Origin of the sequence: Peribacillus saganii, from assembly GCF_003429095.1 — a bacterium.
Taxonomy (GTDB): domain Bacteria; phylum Bacillota; class Bacilli; order Bacillales; family DSM-1321; genus Peribacillus; species Peribacillus saganii.
This window is the reverse complement of sequence record NZ_QVTE01000008.1, coordinates 38,624-64,505: the sequence shown is the minus strand read 5'-3', so window position 1 is coordinate 64,505 and position 25,882 is coordinate 38,624. Positions and strand designations below refer to the sequence as shown.

Annotated in this window: 20 protein-coding genes and 1 pseudogene; 7 read left to right on the top strand and 14 right to left on the bottom strand. The window is 40.9% G+C overall.

The features are described from left to right. Positions 1-693 precede the first annotated feature (693 nt). On the bottom strand, positions 694-1,221 hold the full coding sequence (locus tag D0469_RS03025) for an HD domain-containing protein (RefSeq protein WP_117325165.1): 528 nt from the start codon (positions 1,219-1,221) through the stop codon (positions 694-696). 528 nt (positions 1,222-1,749) lie between these two features. Here D0469_RS03025 and D0469_RS03015 point away from each other — a divergent pair. The 4 genes from D0469_RS03015 to D0469_RS03000 all read left to right on the top strand — a co-directional run bounded on the left by D0469_RS03015 (position 1,750) and on the right by D0469_RS03000 (position 5,442). Beyond that, on the top strand, positions 1,750-2,070 hold the full coding sequence (locus tag D0469_RS03015) for a ribonuclease E inhibitor RraB (RefSeq protein ID WP_117325163.1): 321 nt from the start codon (positions 1,750-1,752) through the stop codon (positions 2,068-2,070). Positions 2,071-2,159: 89 nt separating this feature from the next. After that, positions 2,160-2,723 (top strand): FAD-dependent oxidoreductase, encoded by a 564-nt coding sequence (locus D0469_RS03010; RefSeq protein ID WP_117325162.1) that lies wholly within the window; start codon positions 2,160-2,162, stop codon positions 2,721-2,723. Positions 2,724-3,084: 361 nt separating this feature from the next. Continuing rightward, positions 3,085-4,587: an amidase gene (locus D0469_RS03005; protein ID WP_117325161.1), complete on the top strand. Its 1,503-nt coding sequence runs from the start codon at positions 3,085-3,087 to the stop codon at positions 4,585-4,587. Between the two features lie 492 nt (positions 4,588-5,079). Beyond that, positions 5,080-5,442, top strand: coding sequence for a hypothetical protein (locus D0469_RS03000; protein WP_117325160.1), 363 nt, complete (start codon positions 5,080-5,082; stop codon positions 5,440-5,442). Positions 5,443-5,641: 199 nt separating this feature from the next. Here the strand turns inward: D0469_RS03000 and D0469_RS02995 are convergent, their stop codons facing one another. Further along, complete coding sequence (locus tag D0469_RS02995) at positions 5,642-8,077, bottom strand: bifunctional diguanylate cyclase/phosphodiesterase (RefSeq protein WP_233522920.1); 2,436 nt, start codon at positions 8,075-8,077, stop codon at positions 5,642-5,644. Between the two features lie 374 nt (positions 8,078-8,451). Beyond that, positions 8,452-8,874: an organic hydroperoxide resistance protein gene (locus D0469_RS02990; protein ID WP_117325159.1), complete on the bottom strand. Its 423-nt coding sequence runs from the start codon at positions 8,872-8,874 to the stop codon at positions 8,452-8,454. Positions 8,875-9,080: 206 nt separating this feature from the next. On the opposite strand from D0469_RS02990, the gene D0469_RS02985 reads away from it, so the two are divergent. Beyond that, complete coding sequence (locus D0469_RS02985; RefSeq protein WP_117325158.1) at positions 9,081-9,611, top strand: ECF transporter S component; 531 nt, start codon at positions 9,081-9,083, stop codon at positions 9,609-9,611. Positions 9,612-9,876: 265 nt separating this feature from the next. On the opposite strand, the gene D0469_RS02980 is transcribed toward D0469_RS02985, so the two are convergent. The 4 genes from D0469_RS02980 to D0469_RS21945 form a co-directional block, all read right to left on the bottom strand. Then, entirely contained in the window at positions 9,877-10,563 is a 687-nt protein-coding gene (locus D0469_RS02980) for a zinc metallopeptidase (protein WP_117325157.1), read from the bottom strand. A gap of 168 nt (positions 10,564-10,731) precedes the next feature. Beyond that, the gene (locus D0469_RS02975; RefSeq protein ID WP_117325156.1) at positions 10,732-11,013 is read right to left on the bottom strand and encodes a hypothetical protein; all 282 of its coding nucleotides are present in this window, start codon (positions 11,011-11,013) and stop codon (positions 10,732-10,734) included. Positions 11,014-11,401: 388 nt separating this feature from the next. Then, positions 11,402-11,707 (bottom strand): hypothetical protein, encoded by a 306-nt coding sequence (locus tag D0469_RS21950; protein ID WP_325048926.1) that lies wholly within the window; start codon positions 11,705-11,707, stop codon positions 11,402-11,404. 44 nt (positions 11,708-11,751) lie between these two features. Further along, the gene (locus D0469_RS21945; RefSeq protein ID WP_325048925.1) at positions 11,752-12,093 is read right to left on the bottom strand and encodes a TetR/AcrR family transcriptional regulator; all 342 of its coding nucleotides are present in this window, start codon (positions 12,091-12,093) and stop codon (positions 11,752-11,754) included. Positions 12,094-12,190: 97 nt separating this feature from the next. Here D0469_RS21945 and D0469_RS02965 point away from each other — a divergent pair, with 97 nt between their 5' ends. Both D0469_RS02965 and D0469_RS02960 read left to right on the top strand, forming a co-directional pair. Then, entirely contained in the window at positions 12,191-15,274 is a 3,084-nt protein-coding gene (locus D0469_RS02965; RefSeq protein ID WP_117325155.1) for an efflux RND transporter permease subunit, read from the top strand. A 363-nt stretch (positions 15,275-15,637) separates the two neighbouring features. Further along, the gene (locus D0469_RS02960; RefSeq protein ID WP_117325154.1) at positions 15,638-17,131 is read left to right on the top strand and encodes a peptide MFS transporter; all 1,494 of its coding nucleotides are present in this window, start codon (positions 15,638-15,640) and stop codon (positions 17,129-17,131) included. 241 nt (positions 17,132-17,372) lie between these two features. Here D0469_RS02960 and D0469_RS02955 read toward each other — a convergent pair whose 3' ends face one another. From D0469_RS02955 to D0469_RS02920, 7 genes and pseudogenes are all read right to left on the bottom strand, one after another. Beyond that, positions 17,373-18,155 (bottom strand): serine hydrolase, encoded by a 783-nt coding sequence (locus tag D0469_RS02955; RefSeq protein ID WP_117325153.1) that lies wholly within the window; start codon positions 18,153-18,155, stop codon positions 17,373-17,375. Positions 18,156-18,169: 14 nt separating this feature from the next. Continuing rightward, a pseudogene (locus tag D0469_RS02950) lies at positions 18,170-19,167 on the bottom strand (ABC transporter ATP-binding protein). Between the two features lie 2 nt (positions 19,168-19,169). Continuing rightward, the gene (locus D0469_RS02945; RefSeq protein WP_117325152.1) at positions 19,170-20,099 is read right to left on the bottom strand and encodes a C40 family peptidase; all 930 of its coding nucleotides are present in this window, start codon (positions 20,097-20,099) and stop codon (positions 19,170-19,172) included. Further along, positions 20,083-21,192, bottom strand: coding sequence for a dipeptide epimerase (locus D0469_RS02940; RefSeq protein ID WP_117325151.1), 1,110 nt, complete (start codon positions 21,190-21,192; stop codon positions 20,083-20,085). The genes D0469_RS02945 and D0469_RS02940 overlap by 17 nt, the downstream gene beginning before the upstream one ends. Positions 21,193-21,428: 236 nt before the next feature. Further along, positions 21,429-22,349: a S66 peptidase family protein gene (locus D0469_RS02935; protein WP_117325150.1), complete on the bottom strand. Its 921-nt coding sequence runs from the start codon at positions 22,347-22,349 to the stop codon at positions 21,429-21,431. Between the two features lie 690 nt (positions 22,350-23,039). Next, positions 23,040-24,449 (bottom strand): NAD-dependent succinate-semialdehyde dehydrogenase, encoded by a 1,410-nt coding sequence (locus D0469_RS02925; RefSeq protein ID WP_199478342.1) that lies wholly within the window; start codon positions 24,447-24,449, stop codon positions 23,040-23,042. A 23-nt stretch (positions 24,450-24,472) separates the two neighbouring features. Further along, positions 24,473-25,867, bottom strand: coding sequence for a hypothetical protein (locus tag D0469_RS02920; RefSeq protein ID WP_117325147.1), 1,395 nt, complete (start codon positions 25,865-25,867; stop codon positions 24,473-24,475). Positions 25,868-25,882 lie beyond the last annotated feature (15 nt).

Here is a 25,882-nt window from a genome sequence, read left to right as displayed (position 1 = left end):
AAATAAGACTATCGCGGCAGACATGTGCTCAACTAAGGCAATCACAAACTGTGACCAAGTTGATCTGGCATACACTTTGATTGCTCCCCAAACCAATAGCTCAGCAAATCGGGTATTAATAATTCTCCTTTGACGGAATTTATTCACTAAAGGACTCGAAAGTACAAATAAAAAAATCTACATTATTGTGGGTACCTTGACACTAGGAGCCGATGAAGTACAGACTAACACTGATATGCAAGATTTTTCGAAGGATACAAGTTGTGCCTTTTTAACCTTACTGTTAGTAAAAATAATTCTATATACAAATTCCAAATTCCTTCCTCAAGTAAACTGGTACTTTAACTTAATTAAGCTGCAAAACAGCGGATGGTTAATATTACAAAATTGCAATAAATGATTAAGCTATTGTATATACCGGCAGGAGATGCTGTTAACAAATGCTGAATTAGCAATCGATTAATAGAAGTTAAGCAATTCATCATAGAAGGAAATCAGGAGTACTTAAAAAATCTCTTAGATTCCGAGGGGTAGAAATTAGATTAATACATAGTTGACTGATAAGAGGAGTGGGAATCCCACTCCTCTGTTTATTACTGTTAATTTTTAAACTCATGTAGCAATTGTTAGATTTAAGCCCTATAACTTCCCATTTCTTTACTTTCAGTTAAATGTATTTTTTGCTGTAACTGTTTATGATTGCTGCGAAAGCGGCTGCACCTCATCAATCATCTGGTCTAATCGCTGGATGCTCTGCCTGGCTCTTTCCGCGTCCAATTTGCGGTAATGGTGCATACCGCCCTTTTCCTCATCCTTTTCATCAGCCCATTTTATGAGCTGCTGCATCGGAGTTCGGATAATATCGTTGGAGGGCAAAAAGGAGTCAGTATGAAACAAAATTGCGAGCGAGATGGTCCGTGCTCTAACCGGATTTTCTCCTAATCGGATTAGGAGCTTATGAGCTCTCTCTGCCCCTTTGATCGGATGTATATCATTTTGTCTATATAAATCGTAATCCCACTTCCCATTTCGGTACCAGGTGAAATGGCCTATGTCATGCAGCAAACCGGCTTTTGTGGCAATATCCACGTCTTCTCCATGTTCCTTTGCCAGGTTAAATGCGTGGTAAGCTACGGCAATAGCATGAGCGATCCCCGAACGCTTCAAATATTTTTGGGCAATGCGATGTTCAAATACCTGTAACAGAGTAACATCCCTCATCCTATTCCCTCCTAATTACTTCATAATACGAAAAAGGTATCCGTGCCGGAATCGCCATTCTTTAAGCGGCGATACCGTTATTCTTTTATTACTACCCTTTTTCTGCAGATTCAGACCAGCTATTTAGGTAAAGCTGCTTGGTTCGGTTTTAATCTTTCTTCCCGTCTATTAAAAAATAGCTCTCTTTAAGTTAACTTTCTTAACTAGTTAGGGTAAAGATTACCATGTCTGTTATTATAAGAAAAGGACTTTGCCATGAAACTTAAAACTTGGTCATTTGCCAGGCGAAATACAATTAAAGCAATTTTCGATGAATTTCCGAATTCTCTCGTTATTTTCCGTAGAGTAAAGTATTATTATTTTGTTTATACTGTGGATTGGTCTGCAATCGACCCTCCCGTAAGTCGTGACAATTTGGAGGAAATGGAATGGCTTATCAATAAAGAGCTGGACCATTCAGAGAACTATCGTAATCGTAAGTTTTTTAAAAGTGATTAATTGAGGCTGAAGCTGAAAGGAGTTTAATAAATGAAATTTCCAAATGATGAAGACGGTAAGATTTTAAGCATGCTGTTTAAAGAAGGAGTTAACTTCAAGAAACCGCAGCTTGTTGATTTTTTCGTGGCAGTTCCAGACAAAAAAAGCGGTGAAAAAGTTTTGGAAGCTATGAAGGCAGAAGGCTTGCACGGAGAAGTCATTCAGGATGATGAAACGGATGAATGGACATGCTACGGCTCTCGTAAAATGATGCTTACACATAAAGAAATCGTGAATATTCAAAAGAAGCTGGATGAATTGTGCAAGCCGTATAATGGCCATTCAGACGGCTGGGGTGTTTTAACCGATTGATAGGACTTTATCATGGCGAGCATATTTTTTCCATAATCTGAAAATTCTTGATAATATTTTTATGAGAATTGTTTTAGGAGGGAAAAACTATGTATGACGTTGTTATCATTGGCGCAGGACCTGCCGGTGGAAGCGCCGCCCTTTTCACTGCCAAAGCAGGAAAAAGCACTTTAGTTATCGACAGCGATCAAAGCGTAACTAAACGAGCATGGATTGAAAATCATTATGGAGTGGCTGAACTCACGGGACCTGACCTGGTTGAACTTGGAAAATCGCAAGCAACAAAGTTTGGAGCTGAAATTGTACAAACAAAGGCGACGAATATTGTTAAAGCAAATGAGGGATTTACAATTGAAACAGAGAATGGCAGCTATGAAGGTAAACATGTTGTTCTTTCAACAGGTATGATTGTAGAATTAGCAGAAAAAGCCGGTGTCCAAACAAAAGCAGGTACAGAGCCGCGAATCAAATCCATCATCGACTGCGATGCGGCTGGAAAAACAAACATCGAAGGCATCTGGGCCGCAGGGACATGTGCCGGGGTAAGCATGCATACAATCATCACTGCTGGCGACGGAGCAAAGGTCGCTATAAATATTGTCAGTGAGCTAAACGGAGAACGTTATGTAGACCATGATGTTCTAAAGTCATAAAAATTTATATTACATAACCCCTGCCATTTGTTTGGCAGGGGTTTATTGTACTCATGTTAATGTCCTGCTAGCCTTTTTCTTCTGTTTCACCCAAATCATTATGATAACTCACTATGCCTCTTTATTATTCCCCTCCTAATAGTAACCTATTTCCCGCTACGAATTATGGTAACATATTCAAAATCTTCATTAGTATCATGTTGTCCAAGGGTCTACGGACGCATTTTGGAGACAGCTGCCAAGCAAAATTCTCATTAATCTGTCCTAAATCTGGTGATTGAAAAAGGAAAAATCAAGTAAAATGCAGAAATAATTAAATATTCTAAATATTATTTTATAGTATGTGATTGGAGAGGTTAAGATGGAGGTATTTCCATATAAGGAATACGACGGTCTCGGACTGGCTGAATTAATTAAATCCAAACAGGTTAAGCCCATAGAGGTTTTACAAGAGGCCATCAAACAAATTGAAAAACAGAACCCGTCGTTAAATGCGGTAATCAACAAAATGTATGACCATGCGGAAAATAGTTTAGGAAGTATAAATTATGATTCACCTTTTGCAGCAGTCCCAATGCTTCTGAAAGATATAACACAAGAAATCGCCGGTGAAAAGATTACTTCCGGTTCCAAGTCATTGCAGGGATATACTGCTAAAGACGATTCAGCTTATGTAGCAAAAGCCAGAGAAACCGGAGTGGTTTTTGTCGGGCAGACTAATGTTCCGGAGTTTGCTCTCATGGGCACTACAGAACCGGCTTTCTATGGGCCGACCAGAAACCCCTGGAATATGAATCATACTCCTGGCGGCTCAAGCGGGGGTTCAGCAGCAGCAGTCGCATCAGGAATGGTTCCAATCGCCGGAGCAAATGACGGGGGCGGATCCATTAGAATACCAGCGGCTTATTGCGGCTTGTTCGGCATAAAACCTTCAAGGGGACGTACGCCTGCCGGTCCCATTTTTGGGCGGCACTGGCAAGGTGCCTCGGTGGACCATGTTTTAACTAGAACTGTCAGGGACAGCGCTGCCATGCTTGATGAATTACATGGCTACGAAAAGGCAGCTGCTTTTCATGCCAGGTCTTTTGAAGGGACTTACCTTAAAATATGTCAAGCTCCACTGGAAAGAAAACTTAAGATTGCTTATACCATTGCCTCTCCAATTGGGACTAAGGTCGATGCAGAGTGTAAACTAGCAGTAAATAAGGCAGCAGCATTACTGGAATCGCTAGGGCATTTCGTTGAAGAAAAAGAAGCCCCTGTTGATGGCAGCAAAATCGCAAAAAGCTATCTTACTATGTACTTTGGTGAGGTCGCAGCAACACTGGCTTCCCTGGAATCAGTGCTTGGACGGAAGGCAAAAATGACCGATGTTGAACCAACAACCTGGCTTTTAGGATTGTTAGGCAAGGTATCGTCAGCGGAAGAATTTGTACTTGCAATTAGGGAGTGGGATAAAGCAGCCATCGCTATGGAGGCCTTCCATGAAACATACGATCTCTATTTAACTCCTGCAACAGCATGTCCTCCTGCTATAATCGGCGAGCTTGAACCATCATCTTCAGAGAAGTTTTTGATTAAAACTGTAGGCAGCCTGGGCTTGGGAAGCTTATTGAAAAAATCAGGAATTATAGATCAGATTGCAGAAAACAGCCTGAAGAGAACTCCGTTTACACAGCTTGCTAATCTGACTGGACAACCGGCTATGTCGGTACCTCTCCATCTGACCCCAGACGGCTTGCCAATTGGTGTTCAACTTATTGCAGGCAGGGGTGGTGAGGATCTTCTATTCCAATTAGCAGGACAACTGGAACAAACAGAGAGCTGGCTGGACGTGAAGGAGAATCCGCTGTTTTCTCGTTGAATATTGTCTGTAACTACTAAAACCTTGTATTTCTTCTGCAATATAATGGTTTTCACTAACTTAATTAAGTCTGTACCCGTATGAATTGTCTATTGCACATAGCCTTTGACCTTGTGAATTTTCCTTAAACGTCACCCTTCTATCCATAGACTATTCATCATCTACTTTATCGGCATGAAGCAGCATTTGCGAAATTACTAATGCCGTATTGCCACCTTCTAGTATAGTCATGTCCCTCTGAGCTGGTACATGACTGTTACTGAAGTATTCCAATTGTGATTAGTGCCTTATAGACATCCAAATTCCATTAAGGTTTTTGTTAAATTAGATATAAAATCACTGATTGTGGTTTATTACATTTTAAAAATTGTTCCCGATAGTAAAATAAATTAAAAGGTGCTTATAATAATGACCTATACATTAAGGAAAGAATTTCTCTATAGTTTTCAATAACGGAAATATAGGCTATGTATCTAAAGGAGGAGTATCCAATTGAAGATCTCTTCAATTTCATTCATAGATCCTCCAATCTACCATGAATTCCCTGCCATCTATGAAGATTTAGGGCTGCCTGAATTATCTTCGTTCATTCAGCAGCGATTTGAATTTGCTTATGCCATTGGAAAAGAGGAGAGAACCGGGCACGGCAGCATTCGATATTACAAAAAGGAAGGGAATTTTAAAGTAAATATATCCGATAAATTGACAGGAGTGGGACCAATACGGCTTCAGAAATTAAAACACTTGCTGCTGGAGGAAGCAAAAAACGATTTCATTGAAAATATTGAATCCGAAACGGAAAAGCGGAAGGTGTACCATACTGAATTTCGTCGTCCTGGAAAAAATGCAGAATGAGTATGCTGGGGATTATGAGGTCCTAAAATGAAGATGAGCGAAGTTAACCTGCCTGTTTCAAATTAATAAAAAACGCTAAGGACGTCATCCGCCACTGCCTTCTCAACGTGCTTCCTTGCCTCAAAAAAACAAAGCATCCGATAATGGATGCTTTTAATTTTAAAAATAATTTAAAATAAAAAAGTATATAAGGTACTGCTCACAACTCCTTAGTTACGAGTTGTTGCTGAAGAATAGTATTCATCTCTTCAGCTGGAATTGGCCGGCTGAAGAAGTATCCTTGTGCTTCGTTACATTTTTCTTGCTGGAGAAAATGAAGTTGTTCCATTGTCTCAACACCCTCAGCAATCACCTTCAGATCCAAATTATGAGCCATATTGATAATTGTACTAACAAGTGAGGCATCCTTCTGATTAATAAAAATATTCCTGGTAAATGACTGATCAATCTTCAATGTATCGATAGGAAAGGTCTTCAAATAGCTTAATGAAGAATAGCCAGTTCCAAAGTCATCTATAGATAAATGGATGCCCATTTCCTTCAATATATGCATTGTTGAGATTGCATGTGCAGAGTCTTGAATTATACTTTCGGTAAGCTCAAGTTCCAAATGCGCTGGGTCCAGTCCCGACTCTTTCAATATTTTTTTCACCGTCTCTGCAAAGTTAGTTTGCTGGAATTGACGTGAAGATATATTGACAGCCATTCGTAAATCCGGATAACCTTCATTCTGCCAAGTCTTATTCTGAACGCAGGCTTGGTAAAGCACCCATTCTCCTATAGGTAAAATTAATCCGGTTTCTTCCGCCAAAGGGATAAAATCAGCAGGAGAAATCATTCCCCACTCGGGATGATGCCAGCGAATGAGGGCTTCAATCCCACACAATCTTCCCGTCTTCACATCCATTTGCGGCTGATAAACTAATTTCAGCTCATTTTGATCTAACGCTTTTCGCAAACCAATTTCAAGCTTCATTTTCTTAGATATAGCCTCATTCATCTCAGGAGTATAAAACTCAAAGCTGTTTCTCCCCTGCTCTTTTACTCGATACATGGCTGTATCGGCATTTTTAATCAATGTTTCTGCATCTCTTCCATCAGACGGGTATAAAGAAATTCCAATTGATGGTGTAACAAATACTTCATGTTCGTTTAAGACGATTGAGTTATTAAAGACATCCACAATCTGTTGAGCAATTTTAGTCAGTTTATCAGCATTAGAATGTGGAATAAGGACAATAAACTCATCCCCGCCTTGGCGGCAAACTGTATCTGATTTTGCCACACAGGCCTGAATTCGTTTAGCTACCTCTATTAAAAGCAGATCTCCTGCAGCGTGGCCAAGTGTATCATTAATATATTTGAAACGGTCCAGGTCTAAAAACATAACACCAAGTGTTTGTTTATTTTCTTGTGCTTGATCTAAAGCTTGGTTAAGACGGTCATGTAATAAGCGTCGATTAGGCAAACCGGTCAAAGAGTCACGATATACCATTTGATTAATTTTTTTCTCAGACCGTTTCCGTTCAGTGATATCCCTTATGATACTGCTAAAATAGATATTTTCTCCTTCTTTCCAAGTCGCGAGGGATAATTCAATGGGAAAGATATGTCCTCCCTTTTTCAACCCTTCTAATTCAACCGTGTGTCCGACAACTTGTGGTTCCTGAGTGGAAAGGTACCGTTTCATTCCGCTTTGATGAGCCTCCCTATACCTTTCAGGAATGATCATTTCTAAGTTTTTACCTATTACTTCTTTATCTTTATATCCAAACATAGATTCCGCACCCTTATTCCACGAAATCATGCTGCCTTTCCGATCGGCTAAAATAATAGCATCTGTAGCCGATTCTATAACAGAACGGAACTTACTCTCAAACTTAATGGATTGGGATTCAAATTTCTTATCTACAAAAATGCTTATGAAAACTAACCCGAAAATGACAAGCATACCAATTCCAATGCAATAAGCCAGAATCGAGCTGTCGAATAATGATACTGACGTGTTCCCATGGGGATGTGCCTTAAACGTTGCCGCCGCCATCCCTGTATAATGCATCCCGGATATCGCTATTCCCATAATGAGGGAACTGCCCGCTTTTCTCCACCACATACGTGGCGTATTGTGATTTTGGCTTATAAAAAACAACAAATTTAATGCCACTAGCGAAGCTACAAAGGCAATGACTGCTGAAAGTACCCATAATAATGGGTTATACTCTATCATTGCTCCCATCTCCATTGCATCCATTCCAGTATAATGCATGGATACAATTCCTGTGGCCATAAAAAATGCTCCCAAAATGACTTGTATTTTCCCCATCATAGTAGGTCTGCTGATAATAAAAAAAGCTATTCCAGAAGATATAATGGCTGGGATAATAGAAGTGATGACTAATGCTTTATTATATGAGACAGGTATGGATAAATGGAAAGCAAGCATGGCAATAAAATGCATGGCCCATATGCCCATGCCCATGGCAAATGCTCCCATCCATAGCCAAATATACCGATTTAAACCTTTAGCTTTAATTAATTGAACACTTAAAGCTAAGGCAGCGTAGGAGGCAATTATTGCAATGATAATGGAAAGGACAACAAGAGAAATTTGGTATGTAACATAGTATTCTTCCAAGTAGAACCCACCTTATTGTTGTTACGATCTAACCGTGACTATTGGACTACTAACTTAATATTATATAGGTGTTTTTTCATATTTCAATAAAAAACACTTATTATTTGAGGTGTTATTGGTTTAAAGTTCTCAAAGGAACCTTCGTTCTGGCAGCTGCTCCTCCAGGTGATACGGATGCATTTTCGAGAATCCTCGCACCTCCCGTCCCAATATAGAAAAGCGAAATCACCCTGGGTGGAGGAAGAACGGCTAAAATTGCTACCACATTAGCACAAAAAGAAAGGGGTCTGCCGCAGCAGCTCCCCGTAATTAAACATTATTCTCATTATGCTTTTCCATCGCAAAGCCTGTTGAAATAGAGGCATTGCTAAATTTTATACTATCTCCAATGTTACTTCAATGTTCCCTCTTGTTGCTTTTGAGTATGGGCAGAATGCATGTGCCTTGTGAACAAGTTCCTCTAATTGTGCTTTTTCAATTCCTGTACCTTTTACTTGCAGCGTAACCGCTAATTTAAACCCTTGGTCAGATTCGTCCTTTAATAGACTGACATTGGCTGTAACTTCTGATTCAAAAGACACCCGCTCTTTCTTAGCCATAAATTGCAGTGCACCATCAAAGCATGCAGAGTAACCAGCTGCAAATAGTTGTTCTGGGTTAGTAGCTTGAGGCAGTTCCTTTGCTCTAGGCGTGCCAGGCATTGCAAGGTCAAAATTAATGACTCCATCTGATGATTCTACTCTTCCCTCTCGTCCACCAACTGCTGATACAGTTGAAGTAAATAATGTGTTAGACATATACATCCTCCCATTAGCTTTGATTCATTAATATTGTTCCATTTTTTTTGCAACTTTAAACTTTTTTCCCCGTAATTTTGCGCCAATGCATAATACCTGCCTTCATTACTTGAAATCTATAATTGAACAAATAAATAGAATAAACTATTTATTAAGTATCTGTTTAGGAGTATACTAATATTTTAAAAAAAGAAAGAGGGTATCATATGAATTCAACATTTCTATCGGCAAAGTCAACAAAAACAAGAACTATAGTCATCAATGCGCTTTTCATCGCACTTACATTGGTAGCTACAATGTTCATCAACATAAAGCTCCCAATAATGGGTAACGGAGGCCTAATCCATCTGGGGAATGTGCCTCTCTTTATTGCAGCTTTGGTTTATGGTAGAAAAACAGGAGCTATAGCAGGCGCCTTCGGAATGGGCTTCTTTGATCTTCTTTCTGGTTGGGCAGCATGGGCACCGTTTACATTCATCATCGTAGGTGCAATGGGCTTTTTAGCAGGCTTCATATCCGAAAAGGTACCTGGCAAAAGAGTACTTGTGTACACACTGGCGGTTGCCGTTGCACTGGTTATAAAAATAGCAGGCTACTATTTTGCCGAAGTAATTCTTTACGGTAACTGGATACAGCCAATAGGCTCCATCCCAGGAAATGTTTTACAAGTTTTAATAGCTGGAATAATTGTCGTACCAATTGTCGGACGGTTAAAGAGAACTGCTGGGGGGTTATAGGTAATTTTTTAACAGCGCGTAAACAATCAACACCAAGAAATGTACTAAACTATACACTAAGAAGTAAAAGGGCGATGTCTCGTCCTTTTTTATTAAACTCACGCACCTGTTGATGAAGGATATTTCTAATATAACTAAGGGCATAAATTGTATTTATGCCCTCGATGTGTTGTTCCCGAATGATTCACTTTTAATTCCTATTCTTCTTTTTTCTTTTAAACAAAACGTAATGTACTAAAAAGATAGTAAACCTTGTATCTGTCTATCAATCTTCTTCCTGTCCCTGGAAGAAAATCATTACATATTTCACAAGTTCCAATAATGAAATTAAGGCTGCAGCGACATATGTTAGAGCTGCCGCGTTCAGCACTTTGTTTACGCCTTTTTCTTCTTCGTTATAAATCATGCCTTCAGCTAGCATCAAAGTTTTAGCTCTGGAGCTGGCGTTAAATTCCACTGGCAAGGTTATAAGCTGGAAGGCAACCGCAGCGGTGAAGAAGATGATTCCTGTCCCTATTAAGGAAAGGTTTTGAAATAAAAAACCGCCTAATAATAGGAATGGGGCAAATCCAGAAGTAAAGTTTACTACGGGAAACATGCGGTGGCGCAGCATTAACGCCCCGTATGATTGCTGGTGCTGGATGGCATGTCCTACCTCGTGTGCGGCAACGGAAACAGATGCAATTGAAGAACCATAATAAACAGTTTCCGACAGACGCACCACACGGCTCATTGGATCATAATGGTCAGATAATTTACCATGCACAGCCTCTATTTTTACATGTGGCAGCTCGTTGCGGTCCAAAAGCTGCCTAGCTACCTCTGCTCCTGTCAGCCCGGTTCGGGTGGACACTGTGGCCCATTTATTAAAATTTCCTTTCACTCGGAACTGGGCCCAAATAGCGACTCCAAAAGCGATAAGAATCAAGAAATCCATAGGATGAAACAACATACTTTATCCTCCTCTTATCTTTTCAAATTTACTGATTTAATCTGTTAAGCAAACTTTTATATACTTTTAATGCAGCAAGGGTAATTAAGGCTGTGCGTTTTGCTTAAAAAGCCTATATTCAAACGCCACCTGCGGGTAATCTTAATTACATTAGAGCTAAAAATAAATTTACTTACGGAGTAGCTTACAAATTGCTGAGGATTGGTCAACATCAACCCCTTTTAATCCACGGCTGTTTGTACTTGGAAGTAGTTCTGCCTGATGTGTTATTAACCGCGGATCGAACATAAAATAATCCAAAACCCAATAGTTTTCTCCCATAAAGTACGCTCCATCAAAAAGCTCTACAACAAAATAATATTCTTTTAGAACCGTTACCCGATATAATCCCTGTTTCATCGGACCCTTTAGCAGGTCCCTTGAATAATTCAAATACACGATACTTATCATTTATAAAACCACCCTATTCATAAAAAATGGCCTTTACCGGAATGGTAAAGGCCATAAATAAAGACCTTTACCCAATGTTAGGTAAAGGTCTTGCTAACAACTAAAAGTTGCCAACAAAGCCGAGAGCCGAAACTCCGTAATGACGACTTTGCTGTAAAAGCTACTCCCCTTTAGGAGAAATATCGTAAGTTTGTATCTTAATGATAAGTGAATCCATAAAACTTGTCAATTTATTTATTTGATTAATGATTCTTTTCTTACAACTCAAAATACCTTCTAAGCAGGTAAGAAATCCATTTACATTGAGGATGGTTTCGAACATTCTCGATTAACCCTTTGACAATGGCAGGACTATAAATTGGTTCAATCAAATGCTGCTTAAGAATGATTAATCAATAGATTCTTCGATTTCAGCTATTTTTTCTTCCGCAATTTCGAGAATTTGTTCCTTAGATAACTCTTCACTCATCGGTTCCTTTACCATTTGGATAAGCTCCTGAGAAATAAAGGGAATTGTAGTATGTTTCGCCAGTACAGTTGTTTTTTCCACAAGTGATTGTGACAGTAATTTCAAATCTAAAGGCAGGTTATAGAATAAGAATAATTCTGAATAAGTATTCATAAAGCCTTTTATGCAATAAACCAAATCAAATTTTACATATTTAACTTCTTCGCCATACAACCGTTCAATCATCGATAAAATAATTTTCTCGATTAATCAGTTATAGTAATGGATTTTTAAAAATAATTCCTGATTAAATGATTGCGTTTGTTCCTTGGTGATAATTTTGACAAAATCAGAATGCTTATAAAATGCGTTAAAGGTTGCGTAATAAAATTTATATAAAAGATCCCATCATCTTTTGTGTTTCTGACTGCATAGTCAATTTCTGCAGTAATCTGCATCATAAAATTATCAATCAATGCGAGAATCAATTCATCCTTTGACTTGAAAGATAAGTAAAAGGCACCCTTTGAAATGCCACAACGCTCTGTTATTTGCTGAACAGAAGTAGTCTCAAATCCTTGCTCAGCAAAGAGCTCCAGCGCTTTTTCCATAATTAATTGTTTTTTCAACATTTTTTAATCGCTCCTAATATGATACCGTTGACAAATGACTGACTAGTCATTAGTATAAGTAATTGAGTGTTATAAGTCAATTAAGGGTGGTGCACTAGTGAAAGGATTAGTCAATTTTGTCTTACAGAACAAACTTGCAGTTTGGCTGCTTACAATCATCATTACTGTATCCGGCATATATTCAGGTACAAAGATGAATATGGAGACAATTCCAGACGTTTCGATTCCTTACTTAATGGTCATGGACGTATATCCTGGAGCAACTCCTGAAAAAGTAATGGAAGACGTATCCATGCCTATAGAGAAGGCGGTAGAAGGTCTTAAAGATGTAAAATCCGTGTATTCAAATTCATATTCTAATATGTCTAGTATTCAAGTGGAATATGAGTATGGCATAGATATGGATGAGGCAAAACGTGCATTACAATCTGCCATAGATGCCGTTGAATTGCCGGAAGGAGCCCAGAAGCCGACAGTTACAGCCATCAGTATGAACATGATGCCGGTTGCTGCACTAAGTGTTAGCAGTTCAACAGAGGAAATTGTTGAATTAACGAAAACGGTAGAGGATATCATCCTTCCAAAAATCGAGAAAATCAATGGTGTTGCATCAGTAAGCATGACCGGCCAGCATATTGAAGAGGTTGACCTTACTTATAATGAAGCCAAAATGGAAGAACACGGGTTAACCAAAGATAAAGTCAAGGAAATGATACAGGCAAGCAATATGGCTGTTTCGTTGGGACTTTACGAGTTTAAGGAAGGTGAACAAGCCGTGTCCGTAGACGGCAAGTTCATGACAGCTGATGAATTAAAGAATATGCTTATTCCTGCAACGCCATCAGCAAAAAATCCATCACCATTTGTGAAACTTAGCGACATTGCAGAAATTGAATTAGTTGGTAAAATAGAGTCCGTTTCACGTACAAACGGTGAGGATGCCATTGCAATTCAAATTGTCAAAGAACAGCAGGCTAACACTGTTGTTGTTGTAAACAAAGTGAAGCAATTAATTGATGAAGAAAAGGAAAAAAATGATGGCCTTGTAATCGATGTATCACTTGACCAAGGTGGACCAATCGAAGATTCTGTTAAAACGATGATTGAAAAAGCTGTATTTGGCGGTTTAATTGCCGTATTAATCATCCTTCTATTCCTGAGGGATTTTAAATCAACAATTATTTCGATCGTATCCATTCCAGTATCGATTTTTATGGCATTATTGCTTCTAAACTGGATGGAAATCACACTAAATATCATGACACTTGGTGCAATTACAGTTGCCATCGGCCGTGTTATCGATGACTCCATTGTAGTAGTTGAAAATATTTATCGACGGATGCACTTAAAAGAAGAAAAATTAACAGGCCGAGCATTAATACGTGAAGCAACAATTGAAATGTTCAAACCAATCCTTTCATCAACATTAGTAACGGTCGCTGTTTTCGCACCGCTTATCTTCGTCAACGGTATGGTCGGTGAGTTGTTCGCGCCGTTCGCCTTAACAATGACATTTGCGCTTGGGGCTTCACTTATCGTTGCCATTACAATTGTTCCTGCATTATCACACTTCTTGTTTAAGAAGAAACTATACAGCAAAAAGACAGAAAGCAATCATAAAGAGGTTGGAAAATTAGCTAAATGGTATAAAGGAGTTCTTGAAAAAGCACTGAACCATAAAGTGATCTCTTCACTCATTGCAGTTGTTTTATTAGCTGGCAGTTTGGGGCTAACACCACTAATTGGTTTTAGCTTCATGGGCAGCGAAGAAGAAAAAGTGATGTATTTGACATATACGCCGAAAGCAGGCGAGCTTAAGAAAGATACACTGGCAAACATTGAAGCCGTAGAAAAAGAGATGATAAAACGCAATGATATTGATATCGTTCAAATCTCTGTAACTGAAAACGCCGATCCTATGATGGCCATGGCTGGCGGAGGAGCAGGCGGTGCATTAATGTACCTGATCTTTGATCCAGACATGGAGAACTTCCCAGAATCTCGTGACGAAATTGAAGATTATGTGAAGAACATTGGGCAAACCGGAGAATGGAAGAGCCGTAACTTCGCTCCTGCCTCGGTCGGTGCAAATGAAGTCAGCTACACATTCTACAGTGAAGATTTAGATAAACTCTATGATTCTGTAAAAATGGTAGAAGGCGTAATGAAGAAAAATGACGGCTTAAAAGACGTTACCACAAGTGCAGAGGATGCCTACATTGAGTATACCTTTAAGGTAGCACAAAATGAATTGATGCAGCATGGATTAACAACTGGTCAAATCGTAATGATGCTAAACCCGGTAAAAACACAAGATATCTTAACAACAGTGGAAAAAAATGGAGAAACGTTAGATGTAATTATTCAACAAGATCAAGCTAAACAACCAGAGTCCATCGATGACATCCTGGCCAAACCGGTACCGACACCACTTGGCAAGTCAACGCCGTTATCTAAACTTGTAAAAGTGGAGAAAGGTACAACCTTTAATACACTTGCAAGAAGTAAAGGCGAATACTATGCAACCGTTTCAGGTACAGTTCTTGGAGATGATATTTCAAAAACAACATCTGAAGTAGATAATGCTCTTGATAAATTAGATTTGCCTAAAGGAGTTACAATCGGAGTTGCAGGGGTACAGGCAGACATGACTGAAACATTTACACAGCTTGGCATAGCCATGGCTGCAGCAGTTGCAATCGTGTATTTTATCCTTGTAGTAACCTTCCGTGAAGGTGTCGCACCATTTTCGATCCTATTCTCACTGCCATTTGCGGTAATTGGTTCATTTGTAGGTTTATTAATCGCAGGTGAAACAATTTCTGTATCTGTCATGATGGGGCTATTGATGTTAATTGGTATCGTTGTAACAAACGCCATAGTCCTAGTAGACCGTATTATTCATATGGAACGTGATGGTATGACTATGCGTGACGCGGTTCTGGAAGCTGGCGCAACGCGTCTGCGCCCAATCCTAATGACAGCAATTGCAACGATCGGTGCATTAATCCCATTGGCAATTGGTTCAGGCGGCGGCGGTCTAATCTCGAAAGGTTTAGGTATAACCGTAATCGGCGGTCTAGCAAGTTCTACCTTATTAACATTAATTGTTGTACCAATCGTTTACGAAGTTTTATCAAAACTTTTCAAGAAAAACCGAAAAGAAGTAGAAGAAAACTAATTCATTCCGGCCCTATTAGGTATTACTTACCTTTTAGGGCTTTTTAATCTATATGACATGTGACTCCCTTATTTTTTGGAAACTATTTAGTGAAAATTTTTTAGCTCAAATGTTAGCATTGTTACATTACTCTTTAGTGTAATTGGTATCCTTTTTTTGAAGGAACTTTCTATGCACGTTTATGAAGTGGACTACTATTTTCCATTTCTTATAGCAATATCCTTGTTGAAAACCCTCTCAATTTTCGGAGGGTTTTCTTTTTTCATAATCCTCTTATCAATTGCCAATTTTCTCCCAATTCTATCTTTTGACAATTAAATTTTTTTAGTTGTATCATGTTAGAATGAAATGGAGGTAATGATATTGTCTTTTAAAGATAAAGACTCAATTATTAAAAGCGTCCCTCAAACAGGCTTCTTTGGACATCCAAAAGGCCTATTTACTCTTTTCTTTACGGAATTTTGGGAACGTTTTTCTTATTATGGAATGAGAGCTATTCTCCTTTATTACATGTATTATGAACTGTCTAAGGGAGGATTAGGCATAGATCAAGCAACAGCTGCTTCCATCATGGCGATTTACGGATCCCTTGTTTATATGTCAGGCATCATCGGTGGCTGGATTGCAGACAGATTATTTGGTACCACCAGAACCGTTTTCTATGGCGGTATTCTGATTATGCTTGGTCATATTGTGCTGTCATTTCCGGGCAGCGTTACTGCGCTGTTTATATCGATGGGTCTGATCGTTATTGGTACAGGCTTGCTGAAGCCAAACGTATCAAGTATAGTCGGTGACCTGTACAGCGATGAGGACACACGCCGCGATTCCGGATTCAGCATATTTTATATGGGTATAAACCTGGGCGGTCTGCTGGCACCGCTTATTATCGGAACAGTCGGACAGGAATATAACTTCCACCTTGGTTTCGGACTTGCAGCAGTCGGAATGCTCCTTGGTTTGATTGTATTCATGGTGACCAAGAAGAAAAACCTTGGACTTGCTGGTTCACATGTTCCAAACCCGCTTACACAGGAAGAGAAGAAACGGACCTTTACCATTATCGGTATCGGAGCTTTAGCTATCATTGTTCTCGGCGCAATATCTATCAGCACTGGATTCCTGACGATTGACCGTTTTATTTTCCTTATTAGTATCCTTGGTATTGTTATTCCTACTCTATACTTTATCTTTATGTACCGCAGCCCAAAAACAACGGAAGTAGAGCGTTCCCGCCTGATTGCTTACATTCCGCTATTCATAGCTGCGATGATGTTCTGGGCAATTCAGGAACAGGGTTCCATTATTCTTGCTACCTATGCAGATCAGCGGACTGATCTGCACTTTGCCGGAATGGAAATTAAGTCATCCTGGTTCCAGTCACTTAATCCGCTGTTTATTGTATTCCTTGCACCTGTATTCGCATGGTTATGGGTCAAGCTTGGCAATAGCCAGCCATCTACTCCTAAGAAGTTTTCATTAGGCTTGTTTTTTGCCGGACTATCCTTCATCGTGATGATTGTTCCTGCATATATGAACGGTACAGATTCGCTGGTAAGTCCAATCTGGCTTGTAATAAGCTTCTTCCTGGTTGTTCTTGGGGAGCTTTGCCTTTCACCAGTCGGCCTTTCAGCAACAACCAAGCTTGCGCCTGCGGCCTTCTCGGCACAAACCATGAGCCTTTGGTTCCTTTCAAATGCTTCGGCACAGGCAATTAACGCTCAAATCGTTAAGCTGTATAAGCCTGAAACAGAAATCATTTACTTTGGTGTGATCGGCGCCATTTCGATTCTGCTCGGTGCCATACTTTACTGGATGTCGCCAAAAATCCAGACATTTATGAAGGGTGTACGCTAAGCAAGACGCAAGCTCCTATGAAGAACAGTAAAATCACTACTAGGTGATCAAGCTAAACATGTGTTTGTTAATAAAGCTAGACTTTATTTTGATAATAAAAAACCAGCCATTTACTGTTACGAAATGGCTGGTTTTTTATAGTCTTGTTTGCTTAATATCACTGTTTTCAACTTCTTGGCTCGATAGTTTCGTTAAATCGCAGGACAAATGCATCATAACATTACTCTGCGGCTATACCATCCTACTGGCATAAGTAATCAAAAATATGCTTTCCAATATTGGTAATTGTCCGCCTTCCGTCCTCTTTCGATTGCAGCCCATCGGTCAGTACGGCAGCATAGGCGACTTTTTCATGATACCGAATGACTGAGCAATCATGTTCGATGCCTTTCAAACTTCCTGTTTTCCCTGCTACCACAGCCTTATCAAGATCCATCATCCCCGGCAGCTTATCTAGGAATTGCTGTTTTTCCATTATTTCAAGCATTTCTTTGCTGTTATCTTCAGAAACAAATTCTGCATTGTGGATTGCTTTTAAACAGAGGACCATATCTGCCGCACATGTCAGATTATCCTTCCCTTGCTCAGCAGCCTGAAAATCCATCATTTTGCGTTCCAATACAGTTTTGGTAAGCCCTAACTCCTTAATAGAATGATTAATGGGACCCATACCAAGCAAATCAATCATTACATTTGTTGCTGTATTATCCGAAACGATAATCATAAGCGTCATGATATCCTTTAAGGTCATGAATGACTTTTCTGAAAGAGCCTGCAGTACACCGGAGCCGCCAACCTTATCTCTCCGCTGAACAGTTACCGGCTGGTTCAGGTGTATACGGCCAGTTTCCTTCTGTCTATAGCCTTCTATTAAAATCGGAACTTTGATTAAGCTGGCTGACCGGAAAGCTTCTTCACTGTTATACTCGATTTTTCCTGCTTCCATTTCCAAATAAAGGCCAACACGGCCGGTGCACTTGTCTATTTCTGATAATATGGCATTTTCCAATTCAACAATATTCATAACGGGATACCTTCTTATCTGGCTGCCGCCATTGGTGAATGGTCATGGTCGCCAGGATTTTTTTTATTGTACAGATGGCACGCAACATAATGGCCTTCCTCAACCTCCTGCCATTCCGGCTTGACTTGGGCACATGCTTCCACCGTGTCCTGAAGACACAGCCGCTTAGCGGATTGATTGGGCTTGGGAGTTCGCCTTTAAGTAAAATTCGTTCCCTCTTATCCTCCACATCAGGATCCGGAATCGGAATCGCAGAAAGAAGGGCCTGAGTGTAAGGATGAAGCGGATTTTTATAAAGCTCTCTGCTGCTGGTCAGTTCCACTATATGGCCTAGATACATAACAGCAATTCGCGTGCTGATTTGCTTCACCATCGATAAATCATGTGCAATAAACAGGTAAGTGAGTCCTTTTTCCTTCTGCAGCCTTCTCAGCAAATTGACTACCTGAGCCTGAACTGAAACATCAAGAGCCGAAATTGGTTCATCACAAATGATAAACTCAGGATCAAGCGCAAGGGCCCGTGCAATTCCAATCCGTTGTCGCTGGCCGCCGCTGAATTCGTGGGGATACCTGTTAGCATGATCTCTGTTTAGCCCTACATCTTCAAGCAGCTGATAAATTCTCTCCTGGCGTTCCTGCTTGTTTGAATACAAGCCGTGCACTTCCATTGGTTCAGCTATAATCTCACTAACTGTCGAGCGCGGATTCAAAGAGGCGTAAGGATCCTGGAAAATCATCTGCATATTTTTATGAAAATCAAAACGCTCTTTTTCACTTAAATTATGAACATTTTTACCATTAAAAATCACTTCACCATCTGTGCTGTCATATAACCCTATGATTGTTCGGCCCGCAGTAGACTTACCGCATCCTGATTCTCCTACAATTCCGAAAGTTTCCCCTTTATTAACCTGAAAGGAAATACCGTCAACTGCCTTTAGTGTGGAATCCTTACCCAAATGAAAATGCTTCTTTAATTGATTGACTTCTAAAAGAACTTGTTTATTCATGTTTATTCCTCCGTATCCTGCCCATAACGCCTAGCTGCACAAAGTTCTTTTTCATAGACTGTTCCTGCTAATGGAATGATTTCAACAGTTTTCCCTGTTTTAGGAGAATGCAATAATTGTCCTTCGCCATAATAAATACCTACATGGTGAATGGAGCCCTTTCCTTCCTCATAGGCAAAGAACAATAAATCTCCTTTTTGAAGTTTTTTTAAGTCAACTTCCTTTCCGTCCTTCGCCTGTTCATGGGCATCACGCGGTATAATATAGCCGTTCGCTTTGCACATTGTATAACTGAAGCCAGAGCAGTCAAAACCGTAGCTGCTCATACCTCCCCATAAATAAGGAAGTCCCAGAAATCTTTCGCCCTCGTCAGCAATGTCACTGCCGCTGCCTTTTCTTCTGCTGGAATAGCTAGCAGACACTTTTACATCCTCAACAGGAAGTGAACCTCTTCCTTCAGGAATTTGGACAATAACAACGTCTTCCTGTTCTTCAAGTACCGGCAATATCGTCTGGTAGCTAAGTTCAAGCAAATCTTGGCCCTCATCTCCTGACAGCTTCGCCTTTTTGCTCCTGATTTCAGCAACAGGGCCCCTTTCAATATTCCAATCTGCTACTGGTGTCAGCTGTTCAAGTGGAATCCAGCCAGGATAGCCGCGTTCGTCCTTGCCTGATGGCTGTTCAGGCACAAGGACATGGGCCCATCCGATTTTTTCCTCAAGTACAATTACTTCCTGTCCATACAAGACCTGAGATTGGACCAAATTGCTATTGCAAAGCTCGAGTCTGGTTTCATATGTCAGCTTTTCCAGCCATGCATCAGAATCGGCCGTGCTGCTAATAGCCTCCGCATCTATTTCCCGCGGAGATTGATAGGATGTCCAAAGCGTCGCAACAGGAACACTTACCAGCCATTTACTTTGCGCTGCCAAGGGATACTCCTCCTTCAATCTGTATTTGATTGATTCCCAACCCCCTACTTTGCGGCATGGTTATCGACCTGCCGTTATATTGAATCCCGCCATCAATAATGTCCTTGGCGAGCATAAGAGGAGCATCAAAATCGTACCGTGTTATGTTCTTCTTGCTTGCCGCAAAATGAGCAGCTGCGGTAATGCCAAGCTTCGTTTCAATCATGCTGCCCACCATGCATTCAACACCGCAAACCTCGGCGATTCTGTTTATGGCTTCTGCCTGATATATTCCGCCTGCTTTCATTAGCTTTATGTTAATCAGGTCAGCGCTTCTTGTTTTTAAAACTTCGAATGCCTGCTTCGGAGTAAAAATACTTTCGTCTGCCATGATCAATGTTTCCACTGAATCAGTGACCAATTTCAGGCCCTCAATGTCTGAAGCTTTAACAGGCTGTTCGACCAACTCGATATCCAGTCCGATATCCTCCATTTTACTAATCGCCCGTACTGCATCTTTTGGCTTCCAGCCCTGATTGGCATCCAGTCTTATCTTAATATTTTTGCCGACCCGATTCCGGATCTCCTGAATACGCTCAATGTCAGTGGCAATCTCATCCTTGCCAACCTTAACCTTTAGAACATTAAAACCCTTGGCAATATAAGAGACAGCATCCTCACCCATCTCTTCCGGACCATTCACGCTGACTGTAAAATCTGTTTCCAGCTCATCCCGGTATCCTCCGAGGAATTGGTAAAGAGGAAGGTTACAATTTTGGGATACACAATCATATATTGCCATATCAACTGCAGCCTTTGCACTAGGATTACCGACAAGAATCGACGATATTTCCTGGAAAATACTTTCATAGTTTAGCAGGCTCCTATTTAATAAAACCGGCTTAAATACCTGCTGAATAGCCGCTTCTATACTATTAAGACTGTCTCCGGTGATAACCAGGGTTGGAGGGGCTTCACCCCACCCTGTTATTCCGTTATCACAGCTGATTTTCACTAAGATAGCCTCTGCTGTGTGAACCGTCCTCAAAGCAGTCTTAAACGGTTTAATCAGCGGAACTGCTGTGCGGTACGTTTCAATGCTTTGTATTTTCATGGACTGATGATTTCCTTTCACCGTTTGTAGAGCCTTGTGGCCAAACTGGGCTCTGCATTTTATTGATATTCGTTTTAAATTTTACTGCCTTTTCACTATAATCACGATGCTCACTTTACCGAACATGATTCCGAGTCTGGCTCTGAAACGCGTTCGCATAAATGAACTGCGTTTTCACTATATTCCTATTTTTCCGCTTAATTGCTGCGACAGGTCCTTTTCACTATAAAATGAAATTATTCCACACCGCTTTCAATGATTACTTGTTTAGCAGACGTTGACAATGTGGCTTTTACTCCCAGCGGAATCCCGATATTAGGTGAACAGTGGCCAATATTAAAGCCTTTCAATGCCGGTTTTTTTGCAAGTTTTACATAATGTTCAATCACTTCGTCCAGGGTAAGCGTTTGTTCTCTTTCGGGCACACAATTTTTAAAGTCAGCAACCAGAATGCCAGCTGCATCACTAAGTTTTCCGGACATGTAAAGTTGGTTAAGCATTCGGTCCACCGCCCGGGGTTCTTCATTGACATCTTCAATAAGCAGCAGCTTATCCCTCGTATCCAATTCGAATGGAGTACCAAGTGTACTAACAAGCAGAGATAAATTTCCTCCTGTAAGGGCTCCCTCTGCTTCTCCTTCGATCATTGTCTCTAACGGAGAAAGGTCCTCTGTATAAACGATGTCTTGCGGCTGGAACAGCTGACTGAACATTTGCTTGGTTAATGGAAGAACATCTTCTTTGCCGATATCGGATGCAAGCATTGGTCCATGGAAGGTGGCCATTGCGGCCCTCTTGCCAATTGCCGTGTGCAAAAAGGTAATATCACTGTATCCCCAAAAAATCTTTGGATTACCACGAATTAAATCGTAATCAATTCCTGAGGCAATTCGAGCTGTTCCATAACCTCCGCAAGCGCTAAAAATGGCTGAAACATTCTTATCTGCAAACATTTCATGTAAATCAGAAAGCCTGCCTTCATCACTGCCCGCTAAATAACCTTTTGTGTTATCAAGATGTTTGCCAAGCTTAGCTTGAAGACCCAGTTCGTCAAAAAATTGCAAGGCCCTCTGTAAATTTTCATGGTTAGGCGGGCTTGCAGGGGCAATAATTCCCACTGTATCCCCTTTTTCAAGCCGTTTCGGTTTCCGAACCATCAAGATTCCCCCTTTCCTGCTGTCAATCTGATATATGTATCAAGTATTTTCTTCATTCCTATTAAAAGCTGGCATACATAACCTGATGGAAAAAACGTAGCTGGACCATGTAAAAAAGGGGTGTTCACCCGAACACCCCTTTTTTCGCGGATAAGAAAGTATAAATCCCTTCTAAAAGAGTAATTTCCTTCTTCTACGCATAAGTGCAACTACGCCTATAGTCCACAAGCCCAGTGATTCCCTCCATGTCCACCGACATATATAGCTTAATTCTATCCCCCCCTTTTTTTGATTTTACAATTTTCTTAAAATTATAAATTAATATACTACTATTTACAATCCGATTTGGAAATATTTTTCTAATATTGTTAGAAAAGCGAAACGCCCTGGACAGAGGAAGCACGGCTAAGACCGCCATCTCCTGTGCCTAACGCCGACGCCATCACATACTCACAAAGCTGACGGTTTGTGTGTTGCGATGTATAACTGCGAAAGCATTCCTTGTACTGTGGGCAAGGCTGGAGCTGGAGCTAAACATCTGTACTTGTGAAAAAGTGATCCTTTCCTATCTGGTAAAGAAAGAGCGTCCGGTAACCGGAAGCTCTATTATAGGATTACTATTAAGTTTTTTACGAATTTGAATTATTTACCAAACTTATATACTAGTATAGTTTTAAGAATATTATTTTTCTATACTTGAAGGGAAATATACTTCACTTCCAAAAACTCTTCCAAACCAAAGTGACCACCCTCTCGGCCAAGCCCGCTTTCCTTCATTCCGCCAAATGGTGCCTGGGCAACTGATGGTGCGCTATCATTGACACCTACAATTCCATAATCCAGATTTTCAGAGTAAGTGACAGCCTTCTTCAGCGAACTGGTATACACATAGGCTGCAAGGCCAAATGGTGTATCATTTGCCCGTTCGATCGCTTCTTCATCCGTATTAAATGCAGTAACCGGGGCAAGCGGCCCGAAAGTCTCCTCCTTCATGCAAAGCATTTCATCAGTTACCCCAGATAAAACGACAGGCTTCATAAAGTAGCCTTTTTCCATATTTTGACCGGATTCTCCATGAATCACCGCTCCTTTTGAGACAGCATCCTGAAGCTGTGCTTGTACCTTCTTAACTGCAGCCTTATCAATAAGCGGACCAATTTCAGTGCCGTCCTCAAGCCCGTTTCCTACCTTAAGGCTCTCAACAGCTTGTTGGAAAGCTTGAAGGAATGTTTTTTTTATAGATTCATGGACAAAAATTCGGTTTGCACAAATGCAGGTTTGTCCAGCATTTCTAAATTTGGAGACGATAACACCTTTCACCGCTGCCTCAATGTCTGCATCCTCTGCTATGATAAAAGGGGCAAGTCCGCCAAGTTCCAGAGATACCTTTTTCACAGTGTCGGCCGCTTTCCTCATTAAGTACTTACCAATTGGAGTTGACCCTGTGAAAGTTACCTTTTTCACTCGGCTATCTTCCATCCAAACATCTGAAACTTCAGCCGGGTTTTGTGTTGTAACAACATTGATTACACCAGCTGGAATCCCGGCTGCTTCCGCACATTCTGCAAGCAAAAGTGCTGTCAGAGGTGTTTGTTCAGCGGGCTTGATTACTACCGTACAGCCTGCAGCAAGGGCAGGAGCAACCTTTCGGGTAATCATCGCTGCTGGAAAATTCCACGGCGTAATAGCTGCCACTACACCAACGGGCTGCTTTTGAACCATAATCCGTTTCGATGCAACACTTGCCGGAATCGATTCGCCATAAATCCGTTTTGCCTCCTCTGCATACCACTTTACAAAGCTGTTTGCATATTGCATTTCCCCCCTTGCTTCCGCAAGAGGTTTACCCTGTTCTTTTACCATGATGACAGCAAGCTCTTCTAATCTCTCATCTATAACTCTATGCCAGCTTTCCAATAAAGCAGCCCGTTCATATGCAGACGTTTTGGACCAGGTTTTAAACGCTTCGTGGGCAGCATCTGCAGCCCTGCGCGCTTCTGTGGCTGTACCGTTTGGAACCCTGCCTATTACTTCATTAGTGGCCGGATTTTCTACTTCGAAACTGTCATCCAGCATAATCTGTTTGCCATTTATATACATCGGATACGTTAACTCCTGTGATTTCATCCCGCTTTACGCTCCTTTTGATCATCTTTTGCATGCTGTGTGAAAATCTTGTCGTTCTCTCCGCGAAGGAAGTCTTTTCCATATAGAAGAATGCATAAAATAATTCCGGCTGCGAAAGCCATTGTTGCTCCCTTAATGACAAGGATGGCCCCAACAACACCTGCAATTCCCAAATCACGCTGGCTGCGGGCCTGCATGACACCAATCCGTACGCTTACATATCCTTGTACTAACAAAGTTAATGACAGCGCAACAGCAAGAATTGGTTCTACAAGGCTAACGATTGGCAGAAGAAGCAAGCCTGTGTTTGTCCCCCAGCGGAAAGAGCCTGCACCGCCAAAGAAGGAATTCATCGCTTTTTTTCCTTCCTTGAAACGTTCAACCACTACTACCTGCATTGCTGCCCACATTGGACCGCACATGGTTATGTCTGGTCCGATTATACTCATGATTGCATTCCGGCTTCCAAAGATTAAGTGTGCACGGTTTGGATTATAATCCACCAGCTCATCGGTACGGACCACATCAGATTCTGATAACAGCGCTTTTGTCTTGAGCACATCTCCGAAAACTACCAAATAGGTAGCAAGCACTGCCGGAATCGCTTGAATAAAGAATGACACAGCAGGGAAACCAAGCCCGAACACTGTATAATCCGTCCAAAGAGTAACGAAATCAGGCTGGCTGAAGCCCCATTTAATATCCGGCCATTTTGCTTCACCCATCAGCGGTGCGACTACGACAGCCAGTAGAATGGCCGGCAGTATCCCCAGGTTGCCAAGCAGCGCCCATGCTTTGTTTTTTCGCTTTAAGCCCTCATAATGTTTTGAAAAAATAAGATAAAAGGCAAACCCGATACAAATGGAAATCGTATACGGGAACAAATCAAATTTTCCTCCCACTTCAAAGATAGACACAATCGCACCGATACCTGCTCCGAGTATTATTCCTGATTTAATGGCATCCGGCACCAAGCGGACAACTTTACTGGCAAGCCCGGTAACACCAAGAAGTATCGACAATATTCCAAGAGTCAGCTGGAAGGCAATAAGAGCGTATACCCTATCAGGCCCCTCATCAAATTCTTTCACAAACAATACGATTAACGGAATGGCAGGTGTAATCCATCCCGGAATAACCGGGTCACCCAGGAGGTGATGGGTTAAATACAAGAGACCATTTAGAATAACTACAGCCAACGCTACTTCAAAGGGCATCCCTAGATGGTCAGCCAAAAGAGTAATCGCTCCTAGGTCGACGGCACACATGAGAAGGCCTTGTACATAATCCGGCCATTCAAAACGGTAATGGACAAAAGGCAGCCTTATTTTAAAGGGTCCGGCTGGGATATAAGGTGTTTCAGAGCCATGAGGACGGTTTTTCCATTTCATATAGTTTCCTCCTTG